Source organism: Sphingomonas lacusdianchii (genome assembly GCF_022664395.1).
Lineage (GTDB): Bacteria > Pseudomonadota > Alphaproteobacteria > Sphingomonadales > Sphingomonadaceae > Sphingomonas > Sphingomonas lacusdianchii.
Window position 1 is genome coordinate 1 of sequence record NZ_JAKRET010000032.1, and the last position, 20,903, is coordinate 20,903.

Sequence of the window (20,903 nt, forward strand, 5' to 3'; positions counted from 1 at the left end):
GTATCGTCATCAGGCTGGCACAGCGGCGCATCGAGCCTCGTCGCGTTATCGCTTGGTCATGCTGGCGGCGCGCCCATCAAGCCGCCGCTCGACGGTCACATGTCCGATCAAGAACGCAACTGTAATGTTAGGGTCAGGACTCGTTGATCACAGCCAGAAGATGACGGTGGCGGCGAGAGCGATGGCCGAGAAGAAGGCGTTTGGGCAGCGGTCGTAGCGGGTGGCGACGCGGCGCCAGTCTTTCAGACGGCCGAACATCCTCTCGATGCGGCTGCGTCGTCGGTAGCGGCGTGATCTTCCCCCGGTTCAGCGGACACGCTGGATTAGCCGGTTACCCGCTGCTCGGCTTGTTCGGGGGTTAGATACCCGAGGGCCGAGTGCATGCGGTGTCGATTATAGTATCCCTCGATATATCCGAACAGCGCCTGTCGCGCTTCGATCCGGGTCGCCCACCGGCATTGATGGACCAGTTCGACTTTGAGGGTGTGGAAGAAGCTCTCCATTGGGGCAATGTCATAGCAATTGCCGGTGCGGCTCATCGAGGGCACTGCGCCAATCGTCGCCAGATAGTCGACATAGGCTCCGGCCGCGTATTGCGATCCGCGATCCGAGTGACAGATGAGACCGCCCGTTGGTCGCTGCCGCTGGGTCGCCATCATCAGCGCGGCGAGCGGCAATTCGGTTCGCATATGGTCGCGCATGGCCCACCCGACGATCTTGCGGGTCGCCAGATCGAGCACCGCGGCCAGATACAACCAGCCTTCGCCGGTCGCGATGTACGTGATATCGGCAAGCCAGATCGTATTCGGCGCGGTCGCTACAAAGTTCTGCGCCAACAGGTTCGGCGCGATCGGCAGATAGTGGCGGCTGTCCGTCGTGCACGGCCGGAACCGGCGACCGGCCAGCGCACGGATGCGGTGTCGGCGCATCAGCCGCTCGACGCGGCCACGGCTGCATCGATGACCTTCCGCCCGCAGGGCGGCATGCATCCTGGGTGATCCGTATCGTCCCTGATGGCGCGCCTGGAGACGGCGCACGTCGCCGAGCAGCGCCAGGTTCGCCGTCGTCCGTGCGCTCGGCGCCCGACCGCGCCAGTCGTAATAGCCGCTGCGCGACACGCCGAGCATGCGGCACATGACATTCACCGGCCAGGTGGACGCATGCTGCTCGATGAAAGCGAACTTCACCGCGGCATCTCCGCAAAGATGCCGACGGCTTTTTTTAGGATGTCGCGCTCCATCCGCGTCCGGTCCAACTCACGGCGTAACCGCGCGATCTCCGACGCCTGATCCGCTGGCGATGCCATCGTCGATACTGGCGGTTTTCCCGCCGGGCTTGCCGGCGGGGGGCCGATCTCCTGCTGCTTGCGCTGCCAGCGACGCAGCATCGTCGGCATGATCCCCAACTCGGCTGCCACCTCGGTCTGCAGCCGGCCGCTCGTCTCCCAAAGCGCCACCGCCTCGCGCTTGAACTCATCCGTGAACCGACGCTTCGTCGTACTCGCCATCATACACCTCCTGGCTCCGCAGAGCCTATCATCGGTGTCCGTCAAACCGAGGGATGATCAAGTTATGTTTTAATCCCTTACGTCTGTAGGCGGCCGGAACCGTCCTGCAGCAGCCAGAAGCGGGTATATCGTTGCAGGCGCGGTAGGATGATCCATTGCAGCGTCGCGGTAAGCAGCAGTGACGAAGGCAGGAGTTGCAGGGTAAGCGTCCGGTGTGCCCCGCCTTGCTGACGAGGTGATGTGCAAGCCACAGGTGCGGCACTGTGGCAGACACCGGTGCGGCATCATGGCGACGCGAATTATCGAGATGGTTGGGCCTGAGCCGCGGCGACGGTTCAGCAACGATGACAAGGCACGGATCGTGTCGGAGGTGATGATGCCGGGGGCAAGCGTGCTGGAGGTGGCGCGGCGGCACCGGGTGTGCACGTCGCTGGTGTATCGCTGGCGACGCACGCTGCTGCGCGACGGGGTCGCGAGCGAAGTGTTGCCGTTGCCTGGTGCGGCGTTCGTGCCCGTCGAGGTGGCAGGCGCGCCCATGGTGCCGCATCCGGAGCCGCTCGGACCGGGTGTGGTGGAGGTGGTCGGCCCGGCGGGGCAGCGCATCCGCCTGGCACCTCCCATCGACGCGCGGGTGCTCAGGGCCGTGCTGGCCGGGTTCGCTTGATCGGGCCGCCGGACGGCGTCCGGGTGTATCTGGCGGCCGGGGTCACGGATATGCGCAAGGGCTTCGACGGGCTTGCCGCGCTGGTGCAGCAGCGGCTGCGCCAGGATCCGTTCGGGGGTGCGGTGTACGCCTTCCGGGGCAGGCGCGGCGATCTGGTCAAGCTGTTGTGGTGGGATGGCCAGGGTCTCGTGCTCCATGCCAAGCGCCTGGAGCGGGGCCGGTTCACCTGGCCGGCAACCGCGGACGGTGTCGCGGTGCTGACCCCGGCGCAGTTGTCGATGCTGCTCGAGGGGGTGGACTGGCGGCATCCGATCCGGTCCTCGCAGCCAACTTTGGCTTGGTAGAAAAGCGCGGTTTCCTGCGGCTTTCGCGTGTATCGGCACGACTGTTCTGGTATAAGCAGGCGTGTCGCCCGATGCCGCCTCGCTGCCCGACGATATCGCCCTCCTGAAGGCCATGCTCATTGCTGCCGGCGCCGAGCTGGAGCAGTTGCGGATGCAGGTCGCGCGGCTGCGGCGCATGGCCTTTGGCCGCTCCTCGGAGAAACTGACGCATCAGGCAGACCAACTGGAACTCGGGCTGGAAGAGCGTGAGGCGGAAGCCGCCATTGCGGCGATGCCGGCGACCACCCGGACACGGGAGGCCGCCAAGCCGTATCGACAGCCACTGCCCGACCATCTGCCCCGCACGGACGTCGTACATGAGGCACCGTGCGTCTGCCCCGACTGCGGTGGTGCCATGCGGCGCATGGGCGAGGACGTCACCAAGCAGCTCGACTATGTGCCTGCCTCGTTCCGGGTCGTGCGCCACGTCCGGCCGCGGCTGAGCTGTCGGTCATGCGAGCGCATCGTGCAGGCGCCGTTGCCGTCCATGCCTATCGAGCGGGGCAGGCCCGGCGCGGGGCTGCTCGCACATGTGCTGGTGTCCAAATATGCCGACCATCTGCCGCTCTACCGCCAGTCGGGCATCTACACGCGCCAGGGCGTCGACCTTGCCCGCTCCACGCTCGCTGACTGGGTCGGGCGCTCGGCCGCGCTCCTCGATCCGCTGGTCGACGCGCTCGAGCGCCACGTCATGGGCGGTGCGACCTTGCACGCCGACGACACGCCGGTGCCGGTGCTGGCACCCGGCGCCGGTCGCACCAGGACGGGCCGGCTGTGGACCTATGTGCGTGACGAGCGCGGGGCTGGCGGCGAGGCCCCGCCCGCCGTGCTGTTCCGCTACGCGCCCGACCGCAAGGGGGAGCGCCCCGCCGGGCATCTTGCCCGGTTCCGGGGCGATCTGCACGCCGATGGTTATGCCGGGTTCGACCGGCTCTATGGCGAGCGCATCGCAGAGGTGGCCTGCTGGGCGGAGCAGCCCAAGGTTCCAGCGATGCGCAGCATCGTTGGAATGGCTGCGGAGGGGCACGTCAGGCGCAAGTTCTTCGACGTCCATGCCGCAACCGGCTCCACCACCGCCCGCGAGGCACTGGACCATATCGCCGGGCTCTATGACGTCGAGCAGGATGTCCGCGGTCAGCCTCCTGACGAGCGACGACATGTGCGCCAAGCCAGAACCCGACCAATGCTCGATGCGTTCCGCCAGTGGCTCGACGCGACCGGACCAAAGCTGTCCCGCCGCTCAGACCTCGCGGTCGCCATCCGCTATGCGCTCACCCGCTGGCAGGCGCTGACCCGCTATGCCGACGATGGTCGCCTCGAGATCGACAACAATGCCGCCGAGCGCTCGCTGCGCGGCGTCGCTCTGGGCCGCAAGAACTGGCTGTTCGCCGGCTCCGACCAGGGCGGGCACCGCGCCGCCGGCATCTACAGCCTTGTGGAAACCGCCAGGCTCAATGGCGTCGACCCCGAGGCCTGGCTGGCCGACACCATCAGCCGCATCGCGGATTATCCAGCCCGCCGGGTCGCTGAACTGCTGCCGTGGAACTATCGTCCCGCCTGACGCGACACCCGCACCGGACGCTTACGTTGCAGGGGCAAAGGTGCATCTTTTAGCGCCGTGCGGATTACCAAGCTGATCGTTAGCAGGATGGGAAATACCGTTAGCCAGGTCGCCACGAACCGTTTCCACTTGCTGGCGCTCGCATCGCTCGGCAGTTCGAAGGCGACGCCTTCGCCAACATCGATCTGGCGGAGCGAAGTGGAAAATCCATCAGCGATGGCAACGTGTGCGCGTATCTGCGCATCTTCATGCCATGCCTCGACTGCGGCACGGTCATCAAACCGAAAGAGGAGATGCTGAAACCCTGCGGTCTGCCCGAGCCGGATAGCAGCCCGATATCGCGGTGCCGCGCGGGCAAGACGGTTTAGTTCGGTCACCCATTGTTCAAAATCCTGTTCGTGACCCGCCCGGATTGCCCGGCTAGTGACGACGGTGGCGGTACGGGCTGGATCAATGGGGATGGGGGTGGGAACATACGACATGACCACCCCGTTGCCCGCTCACCTCCTTTTCCTCGACCGCCTACATAGTTCGGACGCGCGCTGAACTCCCAAGCCGGCAGGCTGCCCAACATTCAACGCGGCGCCGCTTTCTTATGGAGTAATTGCAAGGGCGGCCGGACACCTGGTCTAACGACGGCCGCCAAGTATCGAACCGAGAATGCCCCCCAAGCCGCCGTTCAAGCCGCCATTGGTTCCGGCGCCACCAAGTCCGCCAAGAACCGTACCGAGGATGCGGCCAAGGCCACCCTGCTGCCCACCGGAGCGGCTCGACAAGTGACCTGCGACCAGCATGGCAAGGATTGGCAGCATCTGCCTGAGAAGCGCGGGGTCCAGGCCACTGTTCTCGGCAGCCTGTCCCGCCACCTCGCGGCTGGCGGCCTTCGACCCGAAAATGCCACCAAGCAGCGCGTTGCCCCGAGCGATCTCGGTGGGCTCGCCGCCTACGACGTTGTGGGCGAGCCCGGCCCCGCCGAGCGCATCGACATGCGTTTCCAGTGCAGCGGAATTGTTCCCCATTCCGCCTAGCACGGACGGCAGTAAGGCTTCGGCACCACGCCGCGCCTGCTCGGGAGGTATGCCCAGCTGGCCAGCAAGCGCTTCTATGCCGCCGTTCGGTAGCAGGTCGTTGAGGTTCATTGGAAATTCCTTTTTTGCCACGCCGTCAACGACTATCGACGTGCATTGCTCCTGTGGGCAACACGTCAGACCGTGGCGTTCAGGGGGGGCTTCAGACGCACTCGCCAGAACGGCGTCGTCGCACCTGTCGCGCCAAAATCGTTGTCGCTGACGAGCAGCAGTTCGGTAGAGGAAAGCAGTGCCATGCCCTTGCTCCCTCCGCGATCGTCATTGACACAATGTCGGCTTAACTCAGCACTTCATTTTCCCAGCTAATATCGTGAACACGGCCGATAGCTGAGCCGCAGATCGTTCCCCGTGCGATCTGAGCATTTGCGTATGGCAGGCACGTTAGGCACCGGTCCGCATCGCGTTCCGGGTGATGGCGTTTGCCTGACATCGTGATGATCCGACGTTCGTTGAACGCTGGGCCGAGTGGTAGCTGGAAAGCTTTGACCGTGAAGCGGTCACACGGTGCGTGGATCCCAATTGAAGGGCAATGGGCAGATTATTCCTGCCCATTGCCGCAAGCCTTCTAACGAGAAGCGGTACTTGGCTGCTCAGAAATATCAGAACGCGGCTAGGCCTTCATTGCCTTCGCCATATTGAGATGAGCTGTGACGATCGGGATCATCTCCTCAGCGAACGCCTTGAGCTGTGGTGCGTTACCGTTAGCGGCGTAGGCCTTCAGTGCGTCGAGCGTCTTCTGATGGCCGGCCGCCTGCTCCGTCTTGTAAGCCTGATCGAAAGCAGTACCGTTCAGCGTCTTCAACTGATCGAGCTTCGCCTGCTGTTCTGCATTCAGCGCAGGGACGGGAGTGATCGTCGGTGCTGCGCCAGCGGCTGCTGTCTGCAGCCTGGCGGTTGAGGCTGTGTGCGCCTCGATCATCTTATTGGCGTAAGCCTTGACCGCCGCCGACGCGCCGTTGGTCAACGCCAACTTCGACGTCTCGATCTCGAATGCATCGCTGGCCGCCGCTACGTTGGCAAAATTCTGCGCGTCGCTTACGGTCGTTGAGGGAGTGCCGGTAACGTTGACGCCATCGGCTTCCACCGTCGTTGTCACCGTATTGGTCTGGCTGGCGTCGTTGTTGCGCCCGCAGGCGGCAAGAGCCAGAAGGGCGGCTGACGTAATGATCGTTTTGCGGAATGTCATGACGGATTTCCTTACGGACGCGTTGGGGCGCCAACAGGATAACCGCGAACGCGACGCTGACGTTCCCGCGGGGACCCTCTAGCCTGCCCCTGACGTTCTTGCCGACACCGCGACGGCGGTCGCCATTCAAGGAACGAACACGATGAGCATCTTCGGCAACATTATGGGCAAGATCTTTCATCACAAACAGGACAAGCCGACCGGTCAGCCAGTGCAGCCAGCGCCTGCCGCCCCGACGCCCGTCGCGCCACAGGCAGCGCCCGTGCAGTCGGCCGCTCCCGAGGCACCAACTCAGAGCGTCGATGTCGGTGCGGTTCTGTCCGAAATGGCCTCGATGCAGAACGGTGGCGGCAATTACCGAACCTCGATCGTCGATTTGCTCAATCTGCTGGGTCTCGATCACAGCCTCGCAGCCCGCAAGGAGCTGGCGGACGAACTTGGCGTACATGCCGGTGCGCCCGGTACCGCGGAGCAGAACATCGCTCTCCATAAGGCCGTAATGACCAAGCTCGCCGAGAATGGCGGTGTCGTACCCGACAGCCTGCGAAACTGAGCCATCACCAGCCCCTGCGACGTGGTGCACCCACGTCGTACGGACGCTTAAGCAATCTGTGTCGGGGTCAGTATCACCGGGCAACGCATTCACGCCCCAGGTGTATCGCAAGTGGACTTGCCCCGCTTAAGTGGAGAGGCATTTGCTCAGCGTGACGCGGTTCGTTCGAACTGCGCGGGGCTGATGTAGTCGAGCGCGGAGTGACGCCGGATCGGGTTGTAGAATCCATCGATATAGCGGGCAATGGCCTGCTTGGCCTGGTCACGGGTGTAGAAGACCGTCCGCCAGACGAGTTCGGATTTGATCGTCTTGAAGAACGTATCGACCATCGCGTTATCGTAGCAATTCCCCTTGCCGGACATGGAGATGCGGATGCCGTGGCAACGCAGCTCGGCCTGGTACTCCACGGAACAATATTGGCTGCCGCGGTCCGAATGATGAATGAGCCCTTGGGGCGGACGCCGCAGGACGAGGGCCTTGCGCAGCGCCGCCAGCGCGAGATCGCGGTGCAGCCGGTCGCCGACAGCCCAGCCGACGACGCGACGGGAGAACAGGTCGATGACCACGGCCAGATAGAGCCACCCCTCTCTGGTCCAGACATACGAGATGTCGACGCCCCACTTCTGGTTGGGCGCGGTCGCGGTGAAATCCTGGTCGATGATGTTCGGCGCGATCGGCCAGGCGTGTTCGCTGTCGGTCGTCCGTTTGAACCGGCGCTTCTGCCGGGCGCGCAGGCCGTTCTCGCGCATCAGCCGCGCCGTGCGACGCCGCCCGATGGCAAAGCCATCATCCTGCAACTCGCGCGTCATGCGTGGACTGCCGTACGTGCCGTTCGACAGCGCGAACCCCGAGCGGACATGCGCCAGCAACACCATGTCGTCGCGCTGGCGCCGACTGGCCGGGCGATCCTTCCAGGCGAAATAGCCGCTCTGGCTGACGCCGAGTACCTGGCAGAGGCGGTGGACCGGGAAATCCTTTCTCGCCCGATCGATGAGCGTGAACTTCACCTTTCGGTTCTCGCCATGCCCCCGGCATGGCTGCGCTTCCTCAATCCCTCCCGGGCGAAAAAAGCGGTCGCCCGCTTCAGTATGTCACGCTCCTGCCGGAGGATCTCGTTCTCCCGCCGAAGCCGCTTCAACTCGGCAGCCATATCTGCCTGCGGCGCTTGACCGGGTGCCTCCACCAAACGATCCCGGCTGCGGCCGATCCAGCGCACCAGCGTCGATAGCCCGACGCCCAGATCCTCCGCTATCTCCCGTTGCGTGCGTCCACTGGTCGCCACCAGTCGGACCGCTTCCTCCTCGAATTCCTTCGTGAAACGTCGCTGCTTCGTCATCGAGTTCGCCTTTCACCTCAAGGGAACTCTCCACTTTTCCGGGGCAAGTCCAGAGCGCTTCGCCGAACTCCATGCAACATCGCCTGCAGCGCCGTATTTAATTTGAGATGCCGATAAACTCGCTTGATCCCGATGCGCTGCAGAGCGCTTGATCCATGCCTTTGGTCAGCATGCCCGGCAAGAGGTGGTCGACAAGATAGTTCGGGCGGTGCGGGATCATGACCTCCCCGCGGCAAAGCGGCGGGATCTCGTCGGCCAGGCGGTTGATGAGCGCCTGGCTGAGTAGAGCATTTCACCAGACCATCAGCGGACTGGCAGGCAGACACCCGGGTTTAAAAACCGGACCAGTCGTCCTGTACTGTTGTCATGCTGCCGCTCCCGCTGCCTCTGGCGCTGACAGCGGCTATTTTGCGCGACAGTGCCGTCGCGACCGGCTGCTCCTTGCGCTCAGGCAGCCGATGCACGTTCGTGGCAACTGCTGGAGCGTCTCCGAGCTTGAAGCGGGCGACCTCTCGAAAAAGATCCTCTGCTTCTAATGCCAGCGTGCGGGTGGCTGCGGTCGCCTCTTCAACCATGGCGGCGTTTTGCTGCGTCACGCCGTCCATCTCCGATATGGCGGTGTTCACCTCTTTGAGCCCCACCGCCTGGCGTTCTGCTGAGGCCGCAATGTCCGACACGATCGTGCTGATCTCGCCTACGCGGCCGATAATGCCGTGAAGTGCCTCGCCGGTCGCACTTACCAGCTTTCCCCCGGCCTCTACCTGCGCGGCGGACGCGGTGATTCTGGCTTTCACGTCTTTCGCGGCATCAGCCGAGCGCTGCGCCAGTGCTCGCACCTCAGAGGCCACCACGGCAAAGCCCTTACCAGCATCGCCTGCACGCGCAGCCTCGACGCCAGCGTTAAGGGCCAGCAGATTGGTCTGGAAGGCGATGCCGTCGATGACGGTGATGATCTCTGAGATTTCGCCGGATGTTCGCTCGATGCCTTCCATGGCCGAAACTGCACGCTGCACCACGTTACCCGATTGCTGCGCCTCATCCTGCGCCTGAGAGACAAGGGCGTTGGCGCGCGCCGCACCTTCAGCGGTTTGCCGCACGGTGGAGGTGATCTCGTCCATCGCCGCCGCGGTTTGCTCAAGCGCGGCTGCTTGCTGCTCGGTGCGGCGCGACAGGTCATCCGACGCCTGACGGATGTCGCTGGCACCGTTGTTGATCCCGCTTGCTACCGACGTGACCGTCCCGAGGGTTGAGGCAACAGCCTCCATCGCGACATTAAAGTCGCGACGCAGGCTTTCGTAATGCGCCGCAAACGCGGTCTCGACACGTAGCGTTAGATCGCCCTGTGCCAGGCGCGTGAGGCCAGCGCCAAGCTCGTTGACCGCTAGCTCAGATGCTGCACTTGCGCCCCTGATGGTCTCGGCATTCTGGCGGAACACCTGCATAGCCCGCGTCATGCGGCCAACGCAGTCACGATGATCGGTGAACAGAATGGGTCTATCTAACTCGCCCGCGGCCAGCCCTTCCATGCGCACCACCGTGGCAACGTAAGGATCGCTGATGAGCTTGCCGCTGACCCAGGTCAGCAGCACCGGCAGTGACGCCAACGCACAGCCACCCAGCATGATGCCCCAAACCTCTGCTGGCGGCGACATCGCTGCCATGTAGATCAGGCTGATATTCAGTAGCGCTACAGCGACCTGGAACGCCACGATGACCTTGAACTTCGTGCGTATAGGCGCATGATTTTTGAACCAGGCGATCATCAATCCCTCCATCAGACGAGCACGTCGGTATCAGCGAACAATTAACGATACCCTCGCGGCAGATTTCTAATCGCAATCATGCAGATTGACCTGAGCCTCACCCCGTCTTTGGTCCGGTCTTTATGAGAAAACCGGCTCTCTTTTCGTCAGGGCAGGCATGCCTGCCCTGACGAAAAAGCGCGCTCCATCGGGGTCTGGTTGCCGAGGGAGCTATGCGGACGGTGCTCGTTGTAATCGCGCCGCCACGCCTCACATTTTATTCGTGCGTCGTCCAGGCTCAAGAACCAGTATGCGTTGAGGCATTCGGCCCGCACGCGGCCGTTGAACACCTCCGCGAACGCATTGTCGGTCGGCTTGCCGGGGCGGCTGAAGTCCAGGACTACGTCATGCTGATAGGCCCACAGATCGAGATCCTTCGAGATGAATTCCGGGCCATTGTCCAGACGAATGCGCTTAGGACGACCATGTGCCAAGGCAATGCGGTCGAGCGTATCGACTACGTCAGATCCGCGATAGCTTGTCCGTACATCGAGCGCTGGCGACACACGGGTGAAGTTGTTGAACCGTGCCGGGTTTGCCGGAGGCCGTTGGATGTGAGTCACGCTGCCATATCGATGATGTCCGCGGCAGCATAGTATTGCTCCTCGGCTTCGGCAGGCGGGATGTTGCCGATGGGTTCGAGCAGCCGGCGATGGTTGAACCAGTCCATCTACTCAAGGGTAGCGTACTCGACTGCTTCGAAGTTGCGCCACGGCCCGCGTCGATGGATCACCTCGGCCTTGTAGAGGCCGTTGATCGTCTCGGCCAAAGCGTTGTCATAGCTGTCGCCGACGCTGCCGACCGAGGGCTCGATCCCGGCCTCGGCCAGGCGCTCGGTGTACTTGATCGATACGTATTGCGACCCGCGGTCGCTATGATGGACCAGGCCACCGCGATGAACCGGCCGGCGGTCATGGAACGCCTGCTCGAGCGCGTCCAGGACGAAGCTGGCATGCGCCGTCCTGCTGGCGCGCCAGCCGACGATACGGCGGGCATAGGTGTCGATGACGAAGGCGACGTAGACGAACCCCGCCCAGGTCGCGACATAGGTGAAGTCGGGACTATCAGGAATTTCGTGTGTGGGCGGGCGGATGAACATTACGCCGCCATGGCTCGGATGAAGCGTTCGCCGAAGATGACGGCGAACTGGGCTTTTGCCATGGTCCACTCACGTGGCGGCATTCTCCACTCTTTCTCCGAGCGGTTCAAGATCAGGTAGAGCAGCTTGGTGGCAGCCTCGTCGCTGGGGAAATGCCCGCGGGCACGAACCGCTCGGCGCAGCTTCGAATTCAGCGCCTCGATGGAATTCGTGGTGTAGATGATCCGCCGGACCTCGTCGGGGAAGGCGAAGAACGGGATGACTTCGGCCCACGCGCGCCGCCAGCTCTGGCCGATGGCGGGGTAGCGGGTTCCCCAGGTACCGGCCTCGAACGCGGTCAGGGCCTGCTCGGCCGCCTCGGCGCTGGGCGCGCGGTAAATCTCCTTCAGCGCGGTCGCCAGGCCCTTGCGGTCCTTCCAGGACACGAAGTCCATCGAGTTTCGAAGCAGATGGACGATGCACGTCTGGACAACCGCGTCGGGAAACACGGCGGTGATCGCTTCCGGAAAGCCTTTAAGCCCATCGACGACGGCCAGGAGGATGTCTTCGGTGCCGCGGTTCCGGAGCTCGTTCATGACCCTGAGCCAGAATTTGGCGCCCTCGTTCTGTTCCAGCCACAGGCCCAGCACCTCCTTGGTGCCGTCCGCGCGGACGCCGAGCGCGATATGGATGGCCTTGTTGCGCACCATGCCCTCGTCCCGGATCTTCACCCGCAAGGCGTCGAAGAAGACGAGCGGATAGACCGGATCCAGCGGCCGCTGCTGCCAGATCGCCACCTCGTCGAGCACCGCGTCGGTCACCGTGCTGATCAGGTCCGGCGACACGTCGATGCCATACAGATCGTGCAGGTGCCCGGTGATCTCCCGGGTGCTCATGCCCCGCGCGTACATCGACACGATCTTTTCGTCGAAGCCGGGAAAGCGCCGCTGGTATTTGGCGATCAGCTGCGGGTCGAAGCTGGCCTGCCGATCGCGCGGCACGTCGATCGCCAGCTTGCCGGTATCGGTCGTGATCGTCTTCCGACCGTAGCCGTTGCGTGAATTGCCCGCACCGTCTTCCCCGGCCAGGTGATGATCCATCTCCGCATTCAGGGCGCGCTCGGTCAGCGCTTTCTTCAGCGCATCCAGCAGACCGCCCTGAGCCAGCGCCGCACCGGCATCACTGCCAGCCAGCAACTGATCCAGAAGCTCGTTCGGTATCGCAGGCTCTTTGCGTCGGGACATATCGGGTTTCCTTCCTTCCCGTTATGCCCGCCCACACACGAAATTCCTGACAGGCCCGTGAAGTCCGACACCCACAGCATGTTCGGCGCCGGCGCACGGAACTGCCGGTTCACCCGGTCGAGCGGGCATGGCGCTGCTCTGTCGCTGATGGTGGTGCGGACCGGCTTGCCGCGGATCACGCCGGCCAGGCCCATCGCCCGCATCAGGCGGGCAACGGTGCAGCGGGCGACGTCGAACCCTTCGCGCCGCAGCTGCCGCCAGACCTTGCGCACGCCGTAGACGCGGAAGTTCTCCTCGAATACGCGGCGCACCTCCGGCCCAAGCGCATCATCACGCCGAGCCCGAGCCGACCTCTTGGTCGGCTCAATCCTTCTGGCTGTGTGAGCATGATAGGTCGACGGGGCGATCGGCAGAACCCGGCAGATCGGCTCGACCCCGTACACCTTGCGATGCGCGTCGATGAACGACACCATCACCTCGCTCGGCGGTCGAGCTCCGCCATCGCAAAATATGCGGACGTCTTGCGCAGGATCTCGTTGGCCTGGCGCAGTTCGCGGTTCTCCCGCTCCAGCGCCTTCATCCGGTCGGCGACGTCGCTCGGCACCCCGGCGCGCGTGCCGCTGTCGACCTCGGCCTTCTTCACCCACTCGTGCAGCGTCTGGCCTGCGCACCCGATCTTCGCCGCGATCGACACCACAGCCGCCCAGCGCGACGGATGATCCTTCTCGTGGTCCAGCACCATCCGCACCGCCCGGGCGCGTACCTCAGGTGAGAACTTGTTCGTCGTCTTGCTCGTCATAGCCCCTTCCTTTCAGGAGTTGGGGCCTCCGACAAACCCGGCGCAGTTCAGGCCGCGATCACCTTGCCGTCGAGCACGATCACGCATCCGAGCTGCGATGTCGACGGATCGGAGCCTTTCGACGTCGCGACCTCGATCGTTCTTCGCATCCACTGCTCATCGCCGCCAGCGCACATTACGTTTCTCCTTGTCGACGCGAGCAACGCTTACGACGAACACTTTGCAGCCAAAGTGGCTGAACCTGATGCTCATTCCTCGTTTAGTGTCCCGTTAACCTAAGGCGTCCTACCTCGGCAGCGCGGCGAGAAAGGGCGCAACAGATGTTCGACGTCTTCTTCTGTCTGACCCATCAGCATAACAAGTGGCTGGTAGCGCTCGCGGCCCTGGTCTGCATGGCGGCAACCGGTAGCGTCGTGTTCCTGCTGCGCCATCTCGGTGCCGCACCGGCGCGCGAGCGGTTCCGCTGGCTGCTCGGCGCGGCCTTTGCGTCGGGCACGGGTATCTGGGCGACCCACTTCATTGCGATGCTCGGCTACGATCCCGGCATCGTGGTCGGCTACCTGCCGGGGCGCACGCTGGCGTCTCTGGCCGTCGCCATCGTTATGACCTGGGCCGGGCTGCGGACGTGCGTTCTCAGGCAGGACCGGGTCGGCTATGTCGCCGGCGCGGCGATGGTCGGCTCGGGCATCTCGGCCATGCACTATCTGGGTATGAGCGCCGTCCTGTTTCCGGGCACCTTCCGCTTCTCGTCCGTCCTGATCGTCGCCTCGGTCTTCCTCGCGGTGCTGCCGGTCGCCCCGGCGCTGTACCTCGCCATCGCTCGCCGCGGCATCGGGACGGGGACTGCCGCTGCTGCCTTGCTGACGCTGGCGATCCTGCTGCTGCATTTCACCGGTATGGCCGCGATCAGCGCTGTGATCCCTGGATCCGCGGCCAGCACGGCCGGAATCGTGCTGTCGCCCGACCTCATGGCGCCGCTCATCGCTGTTGCGGCGCTGGCGGTCCTGGTCGTGACGGTCGGCGCCGCTAAGGCTCGCGCCGTGCTCGCCTTGCGGGCGCGCGGGACGACGGATGCGGGTTGGGCGGCGCTGGTCCGCTCCAGCCTCGTTGCCGAGTTCGACCTCGACGGCACCGTCCGCTGGGCGAACGAACGCTTCCTCGATACGCTGGGCTACCGGCTGGACGAAATTGCAGGGCTCCCCGCTCGCACGCACGACATGGGTGTCAGGGCACCAGGCTCGAGCAATCCGGCGTTCTGGGCAAAACTCGCCGCCGGCGAGCACCAGACGGGTGAGTACCGGCGCGTCGCGAAGGACGGCCGTGTTGTCTGGCTGCAATCGACCTACACCCCCGTGCTCGATGAGAACGGGCGCCCGATCCGGGTTCTGGAGGTCGCGACCGATGTGACCGTGAGCAAGCTGGCGGCTGCCGATTCTGCGGCGAGGCTGGCGGCGCTTGACCGCAGCCAGGCGGTGATCGAGTTCGCGACCGACGGCACTGTCCTTGGGGCCAACGACGTCTTCCTGCGCCTGACGGGTTATGCGCGCGACGAGGTGGTCGGGCGGCATCACCGGATCTTCTGCGACCCCGCTTACGCCGGCACAGCCGACTATGCTGCCTTCTGGGCAAAGCTCGGCCGGGGCGAGTTCGATGTCGGGACCTACCGCCGCGTCGGCAAGGATGGCCGCGAGCTGTGGTTTCGCGCCACCTACAATCCGGTGCTCGACCCGGATGGTTGCCCGGTGCGGATCGTGAAGTTCGCATCCGACATGACGGAGAGCCGGCAGCGCAACGCCGAGTTCGAAGCGCTCGCGCTGGCGATGCGGCGCTCGGCCCTGACGATCGAGCTTGCCCCTGATGGCATCATCCTCGCGACCAGTAACGGCTATCTCAAGGCACTCGGCTATGCACCGGAGGATGTCGCGGGCGAGCATCACCGGATTCTGTGTCCGCCCGACTTCGCCTCGAGTGCCGCTTATGCAGCAGCCTGGGAGACGCTTGGCCGCGGCGAGCATATGACGGGCGTCTTCAAGCGGCGCGACCGTGAGGGCCGCGACCTGTGGTTCCAGGCAACCTACAACCCGGTTCTCGATGCGGACGGCCGGGTCGTGAAGATCTTCGGCTTCGCCACCGACGTAACGGATGCGAAACTGCGCAGCGCCGAGTTCGAAGCGCGCTCAAAGGCGATGGACCGCAGTCAGGCCGTCGTCGAGCTTGGGCTGGACGGAACGATTCTGGAGGCCAACCAGAACTTCCTCGACGCCCTGGGCTATAGCCGGGCCGAGGTCATTGGCCGTCACCATCGTCTCCTCTGCGACCCTGACTATGCGCGCTCGCCAGACTATGCCGCGTTCTGGCGCAAGCTTGCCGGCGGTGCCTTCGACGCAGGTCTATACCGCCGGATCGGCAAGGACGGCCGCGACGTGTGGCTGCAGGCGACCTACAATCCGATCCTCGATCCGGACGGACGGCCGCTGAAGATCGTCAAGTTCGCGACCGACATTACCGAGGCGCGTGAGCGCGATGCGGAGTTCGCCGGCCGCGATGCCGCCGTCGATCGCAGCCAAGCCGTGATTGAGTTCGATCTGAACGGGCTGATCCTGTCCGCCAACCGGAATGCGCAGACCATGCTGGGCTATGACAGCAAGGCGCTTGTGGGCCAGCACGACCGCATGTTGTGCGACGCTGCCCAGGCACGCTCGACCGATTACACGAAGCTCTGGGAGCGTCTGTCGCGGGGTGAGTTCGATGCGGGACGGTATCGCCGGCTCGGGCGTGACGGCCGCGAGATCTGGATCCAGGCCTCGTACAACCCGATCCTCGATGCCGACGGCCGACCGAGAAAGGTCGTCAAGATCGCCGCCGACATAACGCGCCAGGTGCTTCTGGAGCGCGAAGCCGAGCACCGCCTTGCGGAAAGCCAGGCGCTGCAGCGATCGCTCGACCTGCGCCGACAGACGCTGCAGGACACGGTGGCCGAACTGGACACAATCGTGACCGCGATCGGCGGCATCGCCGCCCAGACCAACCTGCTCGCGCTGAACGCAACCATCGAGGCGGCGCGGGCGGGCGAGGCAGGCCGGGGCTTCACGGTGGTGGCGTCGGAGGTCAAGAAGCTGGCCAACGACACGCGCGCGGCGACGGAGCGTGCGACGGCCATGATCGGCGCGCGGCGCGCCAGCAATGACGGCTAGTAAGATGATGGCGAGTAGAACGAGATGATGAGGCCCGGTGATAGCAGGCGCTCCCACGAGGCGATCCGCGCCGCTGCCTACGCACTTCGTGACTGCGTCAGGGCTGGACCTCCGCTTACCGACCTCGGCCGGCTACGAATGAACCTGGCCAATACGGTACGGGAGAATCTGCCTACACAGCAGGGCTGGAACAAGGAGGCTCGAGGCTATTTCGCCGATCAGATGCCGACTTACGAGCGGATCATGGAAGAGGATCGCGAGCTTCGGCTACGCTACTCCGACCACATACGGCGTTGGAGCAGCAACGCGATAGCTTCGAACGTCCCAGCCTATGCTGCGGACGTCGCAACACTGGTAGAGCGCCTCGACCGCTACCTGCGGTCGCTTGAGCACGAGCTCTATAAGCCGATGCACCAGGCAGGAATCGAGGCGTGATCGGTGATCAATTGCCCCTGTAGGTGGAGTAGCCGAAGGGGCTGACCACGACCGGCACATGGTAGTGCGCGGCAGGGTCGGTGACGCCGAACACGGGATCGATCTCGGGGAAGAATGGCACCGCCTTCGCGTCCGGGTAGCCCGCTATGTCGAACTGCAGCTTGTAGGTGTCCCGGCGCGAACTTCGACGGCTACCTACCCGACGCCGATCTCTCGGTCGAGACCCGGCAAACCGGAGTCCTGCATGACGATCTGGCGTCTTGCATCACCGCGAGTAGCTATCGAAACCGGCGTTTATCACCTACAGTCCTGCAAGGCAGGGTCGCCGGTCCTGCGAAACCGATGGTGGGGGTGCCGTTGCGACCTGTGTCAGCTGCGATCTGTGTTCCGGTCCGCAACGAGGAGACTGCGTTACCGAAGTTGCTTGAGGCGATCGGGCGACTGGACCTGGGCGACGTCGAGGCTGCCGTGTTCTTCCTCCTTGATAATTGCTCGGATGCGAGCGAGCAGGTAATACTCGAGCATGCTTGTCGCATGGCCCTTCCGTTCACGGTGGCTCAGGGAGACCCGTCCCCTGATGCCAATGCCGGTCGTGCACGCCGGGCCGCCATCGCCCTCGGCCTGCATCATGCGACGAGCACGCCCCACGGTATTCTCCTGACGACCGACGCCGACAGCCAGCCCCGTGCCGATTGGGTCAGGGCGGCACTGCAGGGCCTGGCCTCGGCCGACCTTGTCGCCGGGCGAATCGTCCGGATCGCAGCGGAGCGGGATCCGGTGCAGGGGAGGGTCGAGCGCTACCTCGATCGGCTTCACGCCTATCGACGATCGGTCGACCCCGTTCCGTGGGACAGTCCGACCGGCTCCCACTGCTCGGGAGGCGCCAACATGGCCTTCCGACCCGGAGCCTATCAGGCGCTGGGTGGCTTCCAGCCGGTGCCATGCGGCGAGGACGCCGCCCTGCTCGACGATGCCGGGCGCGCCGGGTTTCGCGTGCGCCGCGATCCCGGCATGGTGGTTGCGACCTCCTCACGGCGGCTCGGCCGGGCGCCGGGCGGCATGGCGGCTGCGCTCAGTGCCATCGACCATCACGGGGCACCCTCAATGCCGCATCCGCGAGGGGCGGCATGGCAATACCGACAGCAGGCGGAGGCGCGCCGCATTTGGGCCGGGCTCCCCGATTCCTTTGTCGCAGCCCGCTTCGGCGACCGTATCGGATTGACCGGTGACCATGTGATCGGCGTCGCGCGCGACTGCCTCAACGCAGAGGCGTTCGCCATGCGTGTCGTGCCGGCGCTGCCCGATATACCCGACGTCACCCTCGCTGAGGCCGAGCATGCCCTGGCAACGCTCGAGCACCAGCTTTGCGAGCAGGCGGTATGACGACGGCCAAAGCTCTGCGCCATGCGATCGTCGCGGCAGGATGGGCGACCGACCCCGCCGGCGATCCGACGACGCCCGAGGCATATCTGGACCTGCTCCGCCCTCTTTACGCTGCGGGACGCCGGGATCTCCCCATCGGGCGCCTGCTGGAGGGGCATGTCGATGCGGTGCAAATCGTGTTTCGATACGGCACGTCGTCCGAGGTCGCTGCGTTGCGGGCGCGGATCGCTGCGGGAGCGATGCTGGGTGTGTGGAATGCGGGCCTGCCGGGTGAGTCGCTGGTGCTTACCGGCGGACGGCTGACCGGCGGCAAGGGCTATGCATCGGGGGCGGGGATACTGACTCACGCGCTGGTAACCGCGGATAGCGAACGCGGGCCGCAGCTGCTCCTGCTCGACCTGGATGCCGATCCGCCTGCCATTGATCGGGAGTGGTGGCAGACGATCGGCATGCAGCGCTCGGAGACACATCTGGTGCGCTGGTCCGGCTCTGTGATCCGTGAAGACGGCCGTATCGGCGAGCCCGGCAGCTATGCGCGGGAGCCGTTCTTCAGCGGAGGCGCGCTGCGCTTCGCCGCGGTTCATGCCGGGGGCATCGCCGGCCTGCTCGATGCAGTGCGTGACCACCTGACCACCCACGAGCGCGCTTCCGATCCGTTCCAGGCATCGCGCCTCGCCGACCTGTTCCTGCTTGCCCAGGGTGCAGCGGCGAGCATCCGCGACACGGCGGGCGCCTGGTTCAGCGGGACGGATGCGGAACGCCTCGCCCGGGTGTCCGCTGCGCGGCTATCGATCGCCGGCTCTGCCGAGCGCGCCCTGACGATCGCGCAGGAGGCGGTGGGGCTGCAGGGATTGTTCCTGTCGCATCCGCTGGCGGCAAAGATCGCCGATCTCATGGTGTACCTGCGCCAGCCTGCGCCCGACGCGCATCGCTTTCGCGTCGGCCAGGCTGTCGCCGAGCACATCCTCGACCCCATCCTGTGAGGATCCCGCTGCGAAACGTACGTGTCGCGCTGGTGATCGCCCCGCACCCGGATGACGAGGTCATCGGCGCGGCAGGCCTCATTGCGCGGCTTCGCCGCCATGGAGCTCGGGTCCGGGTTGCGGTCGTGACCGATGGTGCCGCGTCTCACCGGGGCAGCCGACAATGGCCGAGAGCGCGACTGGTCGCGGCGCGCCAGCGTGAGAGCCTTCATGCGCTACGTCGTCTCGGCATCGTTGCTGGCGACGTCTCGTTCCTCAATTTGCCCGATGGCCAGTTGCCCTCGATCCCGGGACGCTGTTATCGCGCGCTGCGCCGCCAGGTCGCACGATGCCGGGATCTCGATCTCATCGTCGGACCGGCCTGCGATGACGACCATCCCGATCACCGCGCCGTAGCAGCGGCCGTCGCCCGATGCCCGGGTGGCGCCGGTCGGCTGACCTACCGCGTGTGGCCGCCTCGCCCGGACAGGTCCGGACCGGCATGGCGCATCGCTGTGCCCGGAGGAGTTCCGGTTAAGCGGTCGCTGATCCGCGTCTACCGGACGCAGCTCGGCGCCGTTTCCGATGATCCAGCAGGCTTCACGATCGCGAGACACGAGCTTGCGGCCTTTGCTCGTCCGGTCGAGCGCTACCGGCCGGGTTCGAAGTGACGAGCCCGATCGATCTTGCCGGGTTCGCCGCCAAGTTCGCCGGCGACGACGATCCCTGGCGCACCTTCACCGCCTGTGACGAGGCGGTGAAGCGTGCCGCGATCCTGCACGCGATAGGTCACCGACCGGTCGGACGGGTGCTGGAGCTGGCCAGCGGCAACGGATCCAACAGTGCCGCGATCGCGAGGATGGCGTTGTGCCTCGATGCGACCGAGGGCACGAGGGAGGGGGTCGACCTGACGGCACGCGCCGTCGCGGCCTGGCCTCGTGCGTGCGCATCGCTGCTCGTGCTCCCCGGTCGACCGCCACGTCTCGTCTATGACGTGATCGTGATCGCCGAGGTCCTGTATTACCTCTCAGCGCGAGAGATGGCCCGGGTTGCGCGTGAGATGGCCGCTCGCCTGCGGGGAGACGGCACCATCGTGCTCGCGCACCACAGGATCGACTACTACGACTTCGCCCAGCACGCGGCAGGAATCCACGCCCGGTTCCTCGCAGAGACCGGGCGTCGTTGGACGGTTCGCACCGTGCGCCGCACCCGCCGCTGGGTCGTCACCGCGGCCCGCGCCGACGGTGTGCCCCGATCCCCTTGAACGCGAGCGAGGCAGCACGTCCCACGTCCGTGCGATATGAGGCTTGCCGTTAAGTGGAGCGGCAGGACGTCCACCTGCCGCTCCCGCCAGGGTCGTCAGGCCGCCGCGTCGAGATCGACCTTCATCTCCCGAGCCCAGAACCTGAGGTCACGACAGGTCGTGACGAACGCCTTGACGTCCTTGCTCTTGCTTAGGGCTACGAAGCCATCGTCAAGCTCCGGCACCCGAGAAGCGTCGAACAACGTGGCGGCTGCATCGGTGTAGCCGATGAACTTGCAGTGGCCGAACGCGTCCGCCACGAAGTCCTTGGAGGCCGCATCCTTGGCGAGCATCGCAACCCCCTCCTCGGACGGGAGCACCGCGACGGCATCGAACAGGACCGAAGGTCCGCCGTCGATCTTCTGCTTGGCCGCGACCTTGGTGCCGTCGTCGAGCGTGACCCCGCCGATCTTCGGCGCGACCAC

The 20,903-nt window shown here is 65.0% G+C and carries 18 protein-coding genes, 7 pseudogenes and 1 other annotated feature; of the genes and pseudogenes, 11 read left to right on the plus strand and 14 right to left on the minus strand.

Annotation, left to right across the window (positions count from 1 at the left end):
* Positions 1-147 precede the first annotated feature (147 nt).
* Positions 148-291: pseudogene (locus tag MF607_RS21265) on the minus strand (transposase); the annotation flags it as partial.
* 32 nt (positions 292-323) lie between these two features.
* Positions 324-1,507, minus strand: a protein-coding gene (locus MF607_RS21270; protein WP_431311986.1) for an IS3 family transposase whose coding sequence is annotated in 2 segments (ribosomal slippage) — positions 324-1,225 and positions 1,225-1,507 — 1,185 coding nt in all. Because the reading frame shifts where the segments join, the coding sequence is not laid out codon by codon here.
* A gap of 286 nt (positions 1,508-1,793) precedes the next feature.
* On the opposite strand from MF607_RS21270, the gene tnpA reads away from it, so the two are divergent.
* From tnpA to tnpC, 3 genes are all read left to right on the plus strand, one after another.
* Positions 1,794-2,171 carry an IS66-like element accessory protein TnpA gene (gene tnpA, locus MF607_RS21275; RefSeq protein ID WP_242122109.1) on the plus strand — a complete coding sequence of 126 codons (378 nt, stop codon included), beginning with the start codon at positions 1,794-1,796 and terminating at the stop codon, positions 2,169-2,171.
* Entirely contained in the window at positions 2,168-2,515 is a 348-nt protein-coding gene (gene tnpB, locus MF607_RS21280) for an IS66 family insertion sequence element accessory protein TnpB (RefSeq protein WP_242122110.1), read from the plus strand. The genes tnpA and tnpB overlap by 4 nt, the downstream gene beginning before the upstream one ends.
* A gap of 112 nt (positions 2,516-2,627) precedes the next feature.
* Positions 2,628-4,115, plus strand: coding sequence for an IS66 family transposase (gene tnpC / locus MF607_RS21285; protein WP_242122122.1), 1,488 nt, complete (start codon positions 2,628-2,630; stop codon positions 4,113-4,115).
* Here tnpC and MF607_RS21290 read toward each other — a convergent pair.
* The 3 genes from MF607_RS21290 to MF607_RS21300 all read right to left on the minus strand — a co-directional run bounded on the left by MF607_RS21290 (position 4,100) and on the right by MF607_RS21300 (position 6,389).
* Entirely contained in the window at positions 4,100-4,597 is a 498-nt protein-coding gene (locus MF607_RS21290) for a putative antibiotic biosynthesis monooxygenase (RefSeq protein WP_242122111.1), read from the minus strand. The genes tnpC and MF607_RS21290 overlap by 16 nt on opposite strands.
* 147 nt (positions 4,598-4,744) lie before the next feature.
* Complete coding sequence (locus MF607_RS21295) at positions 4,745-5,254, minus strand: DUF937 domain-containing protein (RefSeq protein ID WP_242122112.1); 510 nt, start codon at positions 5,252-5,254, stop codon at positions 4,745-4,747.
* A gap of 559 nt (positions 5,255-5,813) precedes the next feature.
* Complete coding sequence (locus MF607_RS21300; protein WP_242122113.1) at positions 5,814-6,389, minus strand: DUF4142 domain-containing protein; 576 nt, start codon at positions 6,387-6,389, stop codon at positions 5,814-5,816.
* Between the two features lie 142 nt (positions 6,390-6,531).
* Here MF607_RS21300 and MF607_RS21305 point away from each other — a divergent pair, with 142 nt between their 5' ends.
* Positions 6,532-6,942, plus strand: a complete 411-nt coding sequence (locus tag MF607_RS21305; protein ID WP_242122114.1) for a DUF3597 domain-containing protein — start codon at positions 6,532-6,534, stop codon at positions 6,940-6,942.
* A 146-nt stretch (positions 6,943-7,088) separates the two neighbouring features.
* Here the strand turns inward: MF607_RS21305 and MF607_RS21310 are convergent.
* The 7 genes and pseudogenes from MF607_RS21310 to MF607_RS22855 form a co-directional block, all read right to left on the minus strand.
* Positions 7,089-8,278 (minus strand): IS3 family transposase gene (locus MF607_RS21310; protein ID WP_431311987.1). Its coding sequence is split into 2 segments (ribosomal slippage): positions 7,089-8,014 and positions 8,014-8,278, totalling 1,191 coding nucleotides; the frame shifts between segments, so codons are not numbered across the junction.
* Positions 8,279-8,610: 332 nt separating this feature from the next.
* On the minus strand, positions 8,611-10,041 hold the full coding sequence (locus MF607_RS21315; protein ID WP_242122115.1) for a methyl-accepting chemotaxis protein: 1,431 nt from the start codon (positions 10,039-10,041) through the stop codon (positions 8,611-8,613).
* 146 nt (positions 10,042-10,187) lie between these two features.
* Positions 10,188-10,601 (minus strand): annotated as a pseudogene (locus MF607_RS21320) (integrase core domain-containing protein); the annotation flags it as partial.
* Between the two features lie 38 nt (positions 10,602-10,639).
* Positions 10,640-11,137: pseudogene (locus MF607_RS21325) on the minus strand (IS3 family transposase); the annotation flags it as partial.
* A 41-nt stretch (positions 11,138-11,178) separates the two neighbouring features.
* Complete coding sequence (locus MF607_RS21330; protein ID WP_242122116.1) at positions 11,179-12,402, minus strand: IS256 family transposase; 1,224 nt, start codon at positions 12,400-12,402, stop codon at positions 11,179-11,181.
* A 56-nt stretch (positions 12,403-12,458) separates the two neighbouring features.
* Positions 12,459-13,201: pseudogene (locus MF607_RS21335) on the minus strand (IS3 family transposase); the annotation flags it as partial.
* Positions 12,801-12,917, minus strand: a sequence feature (AL1L pseudoknot). It overlaps the preceding pseudogene by 117 nt.
* A 47-nt stretch (positions 13,202-13,248) precedes the next feature.
* On the minus strand, positions 13,249-13,377 hold the full coding sequence (locus tag MF607_RS22855) for a tRNA-specific adenosine deaminase (protein WP_277926039.1): 129 nt from the start codon (positions 13,375-13,377) through the stop codon (positions 13,249-13,251).
* 144 nt (positions 13,378-13,521) lie between these two features.
* On the opposite strand from MF607_RS22855, the gene MF607_RS21340 reads away from it, so the two are divergent.
* Both MF607_RS21340 and MF607_RS21350 read left to right on the plus strand, forming a co-directional pair.
* The gene (locus tag MF607_RS21340; RefSeq protein WP_347340913.1) at positions 13,522-16,395 is read left to right on the plus strand and encodes a PAS domain S-box protein; all 2,874 of its coding nucleotides are present in this window, start codon (positions 13,522-13,524) and stop codon (positions 16,393-16,395) included.
* A gap of 138 nt (positions 16,396-16,533) precedes the next feature.
* On the plus strand, positions 16,534-16,830 hold the full coding sequence (locus tag MF607_RS21350) for a hypothetical protein (RefSeq protein ID WP_242122117.1): 297 nt from the start codon (positions 16,534-16,536) through the stop codon (positions 16,828-16,830).
* A 7-nt stretch (positions 16,831-16,837) separates the two neighbouring features.
* On the opposite strand, the pseudogene MF607_RS21355 reads toward MF607_RS21350, so the two are convergent.
* Positions 16,838-17,008, minus strand: a pseudogene (locus MF607_RS21355) (hydroxyisourate hydrolase); the annotation flags it as partial.
* Positions 17,009-17,172: 164 nt separating this feature from the next.
* Here MF607_RS21355 and MF607_RS23090 point away from each other — a divergent pair.
* From MF607_RS23090 to MF607_RS21380, 5 genes and pseudogenes are all read left to right on the plus strand, one after another.
* Positions 17,173-17,559: pseudogene (locus MF607_RS23090) on the plus strand (glycosyltransferase family 2 protein); the annotation flags it as partial.
* 159 nt (positions 17,560-17,718) lie between these two features.
* Positions 17,719-18,213: a glycosyltransferase gene (locus MF607_RS23095; protein ID WP_242122119.1), complete on the plus strand. Its 495-nt coding sequence runs from the start codon at positions 17,719-17,721 to the stop codon at positions 18,211-18,213.
* Complete coding sequence (locus tag MF607_RS21370; protein ID WP_242122120.1) at positions 18,210-19,196, plus strand: acyl-CoA dehydrogenase family protein; 987 nt, start codon at positions 18,210-18,212, stop codon at positions 19,194-19,196. The genes MF607_RS23095 and MF607_RS21370 overlap by 4 nt, the downstream gene beginning before the upstream one ends.
* A 32-nt stretch (positions 19,197-19,228) precedes the next feature.
* Positions 19,229-19,846 carry a PIG-L deacetylase family protein gene (locus MF607_RS21375; protein ID WP_205499333.1) on the plus strand — a complete coding sequence of 206 codons (618 nt, stop codon included), beginning with the start codon at positions 19,229-19,231 and terminating at the stop codon, positions 19,844-19,846.
* Positions 19,843-20,439 (plus strand): class I SAM-dependent methyltransferase, encoded by a 597-nt coding sequence (locus tag MF607_RS21380; protein WP_242122121.1) that lies wholly within the window; start codon positions 19,843-19,845, stop codon positions 20,437-20,439. The genes MF607_RS21375 and MF607_RS21380 overlap by 4 nt, the downstream gene beginning before the upstream one ends.
* Before the next feature lie 95 nt (positions 20,440-20,534).
* Here the strand turns inward: MF607_RS21380 and MF607_RS21385 are convergent.
* Positions 20,535-20,903, minus strand: a pseudogene (locus MF607_RS21385) (catalase); the annotation flags it as partial.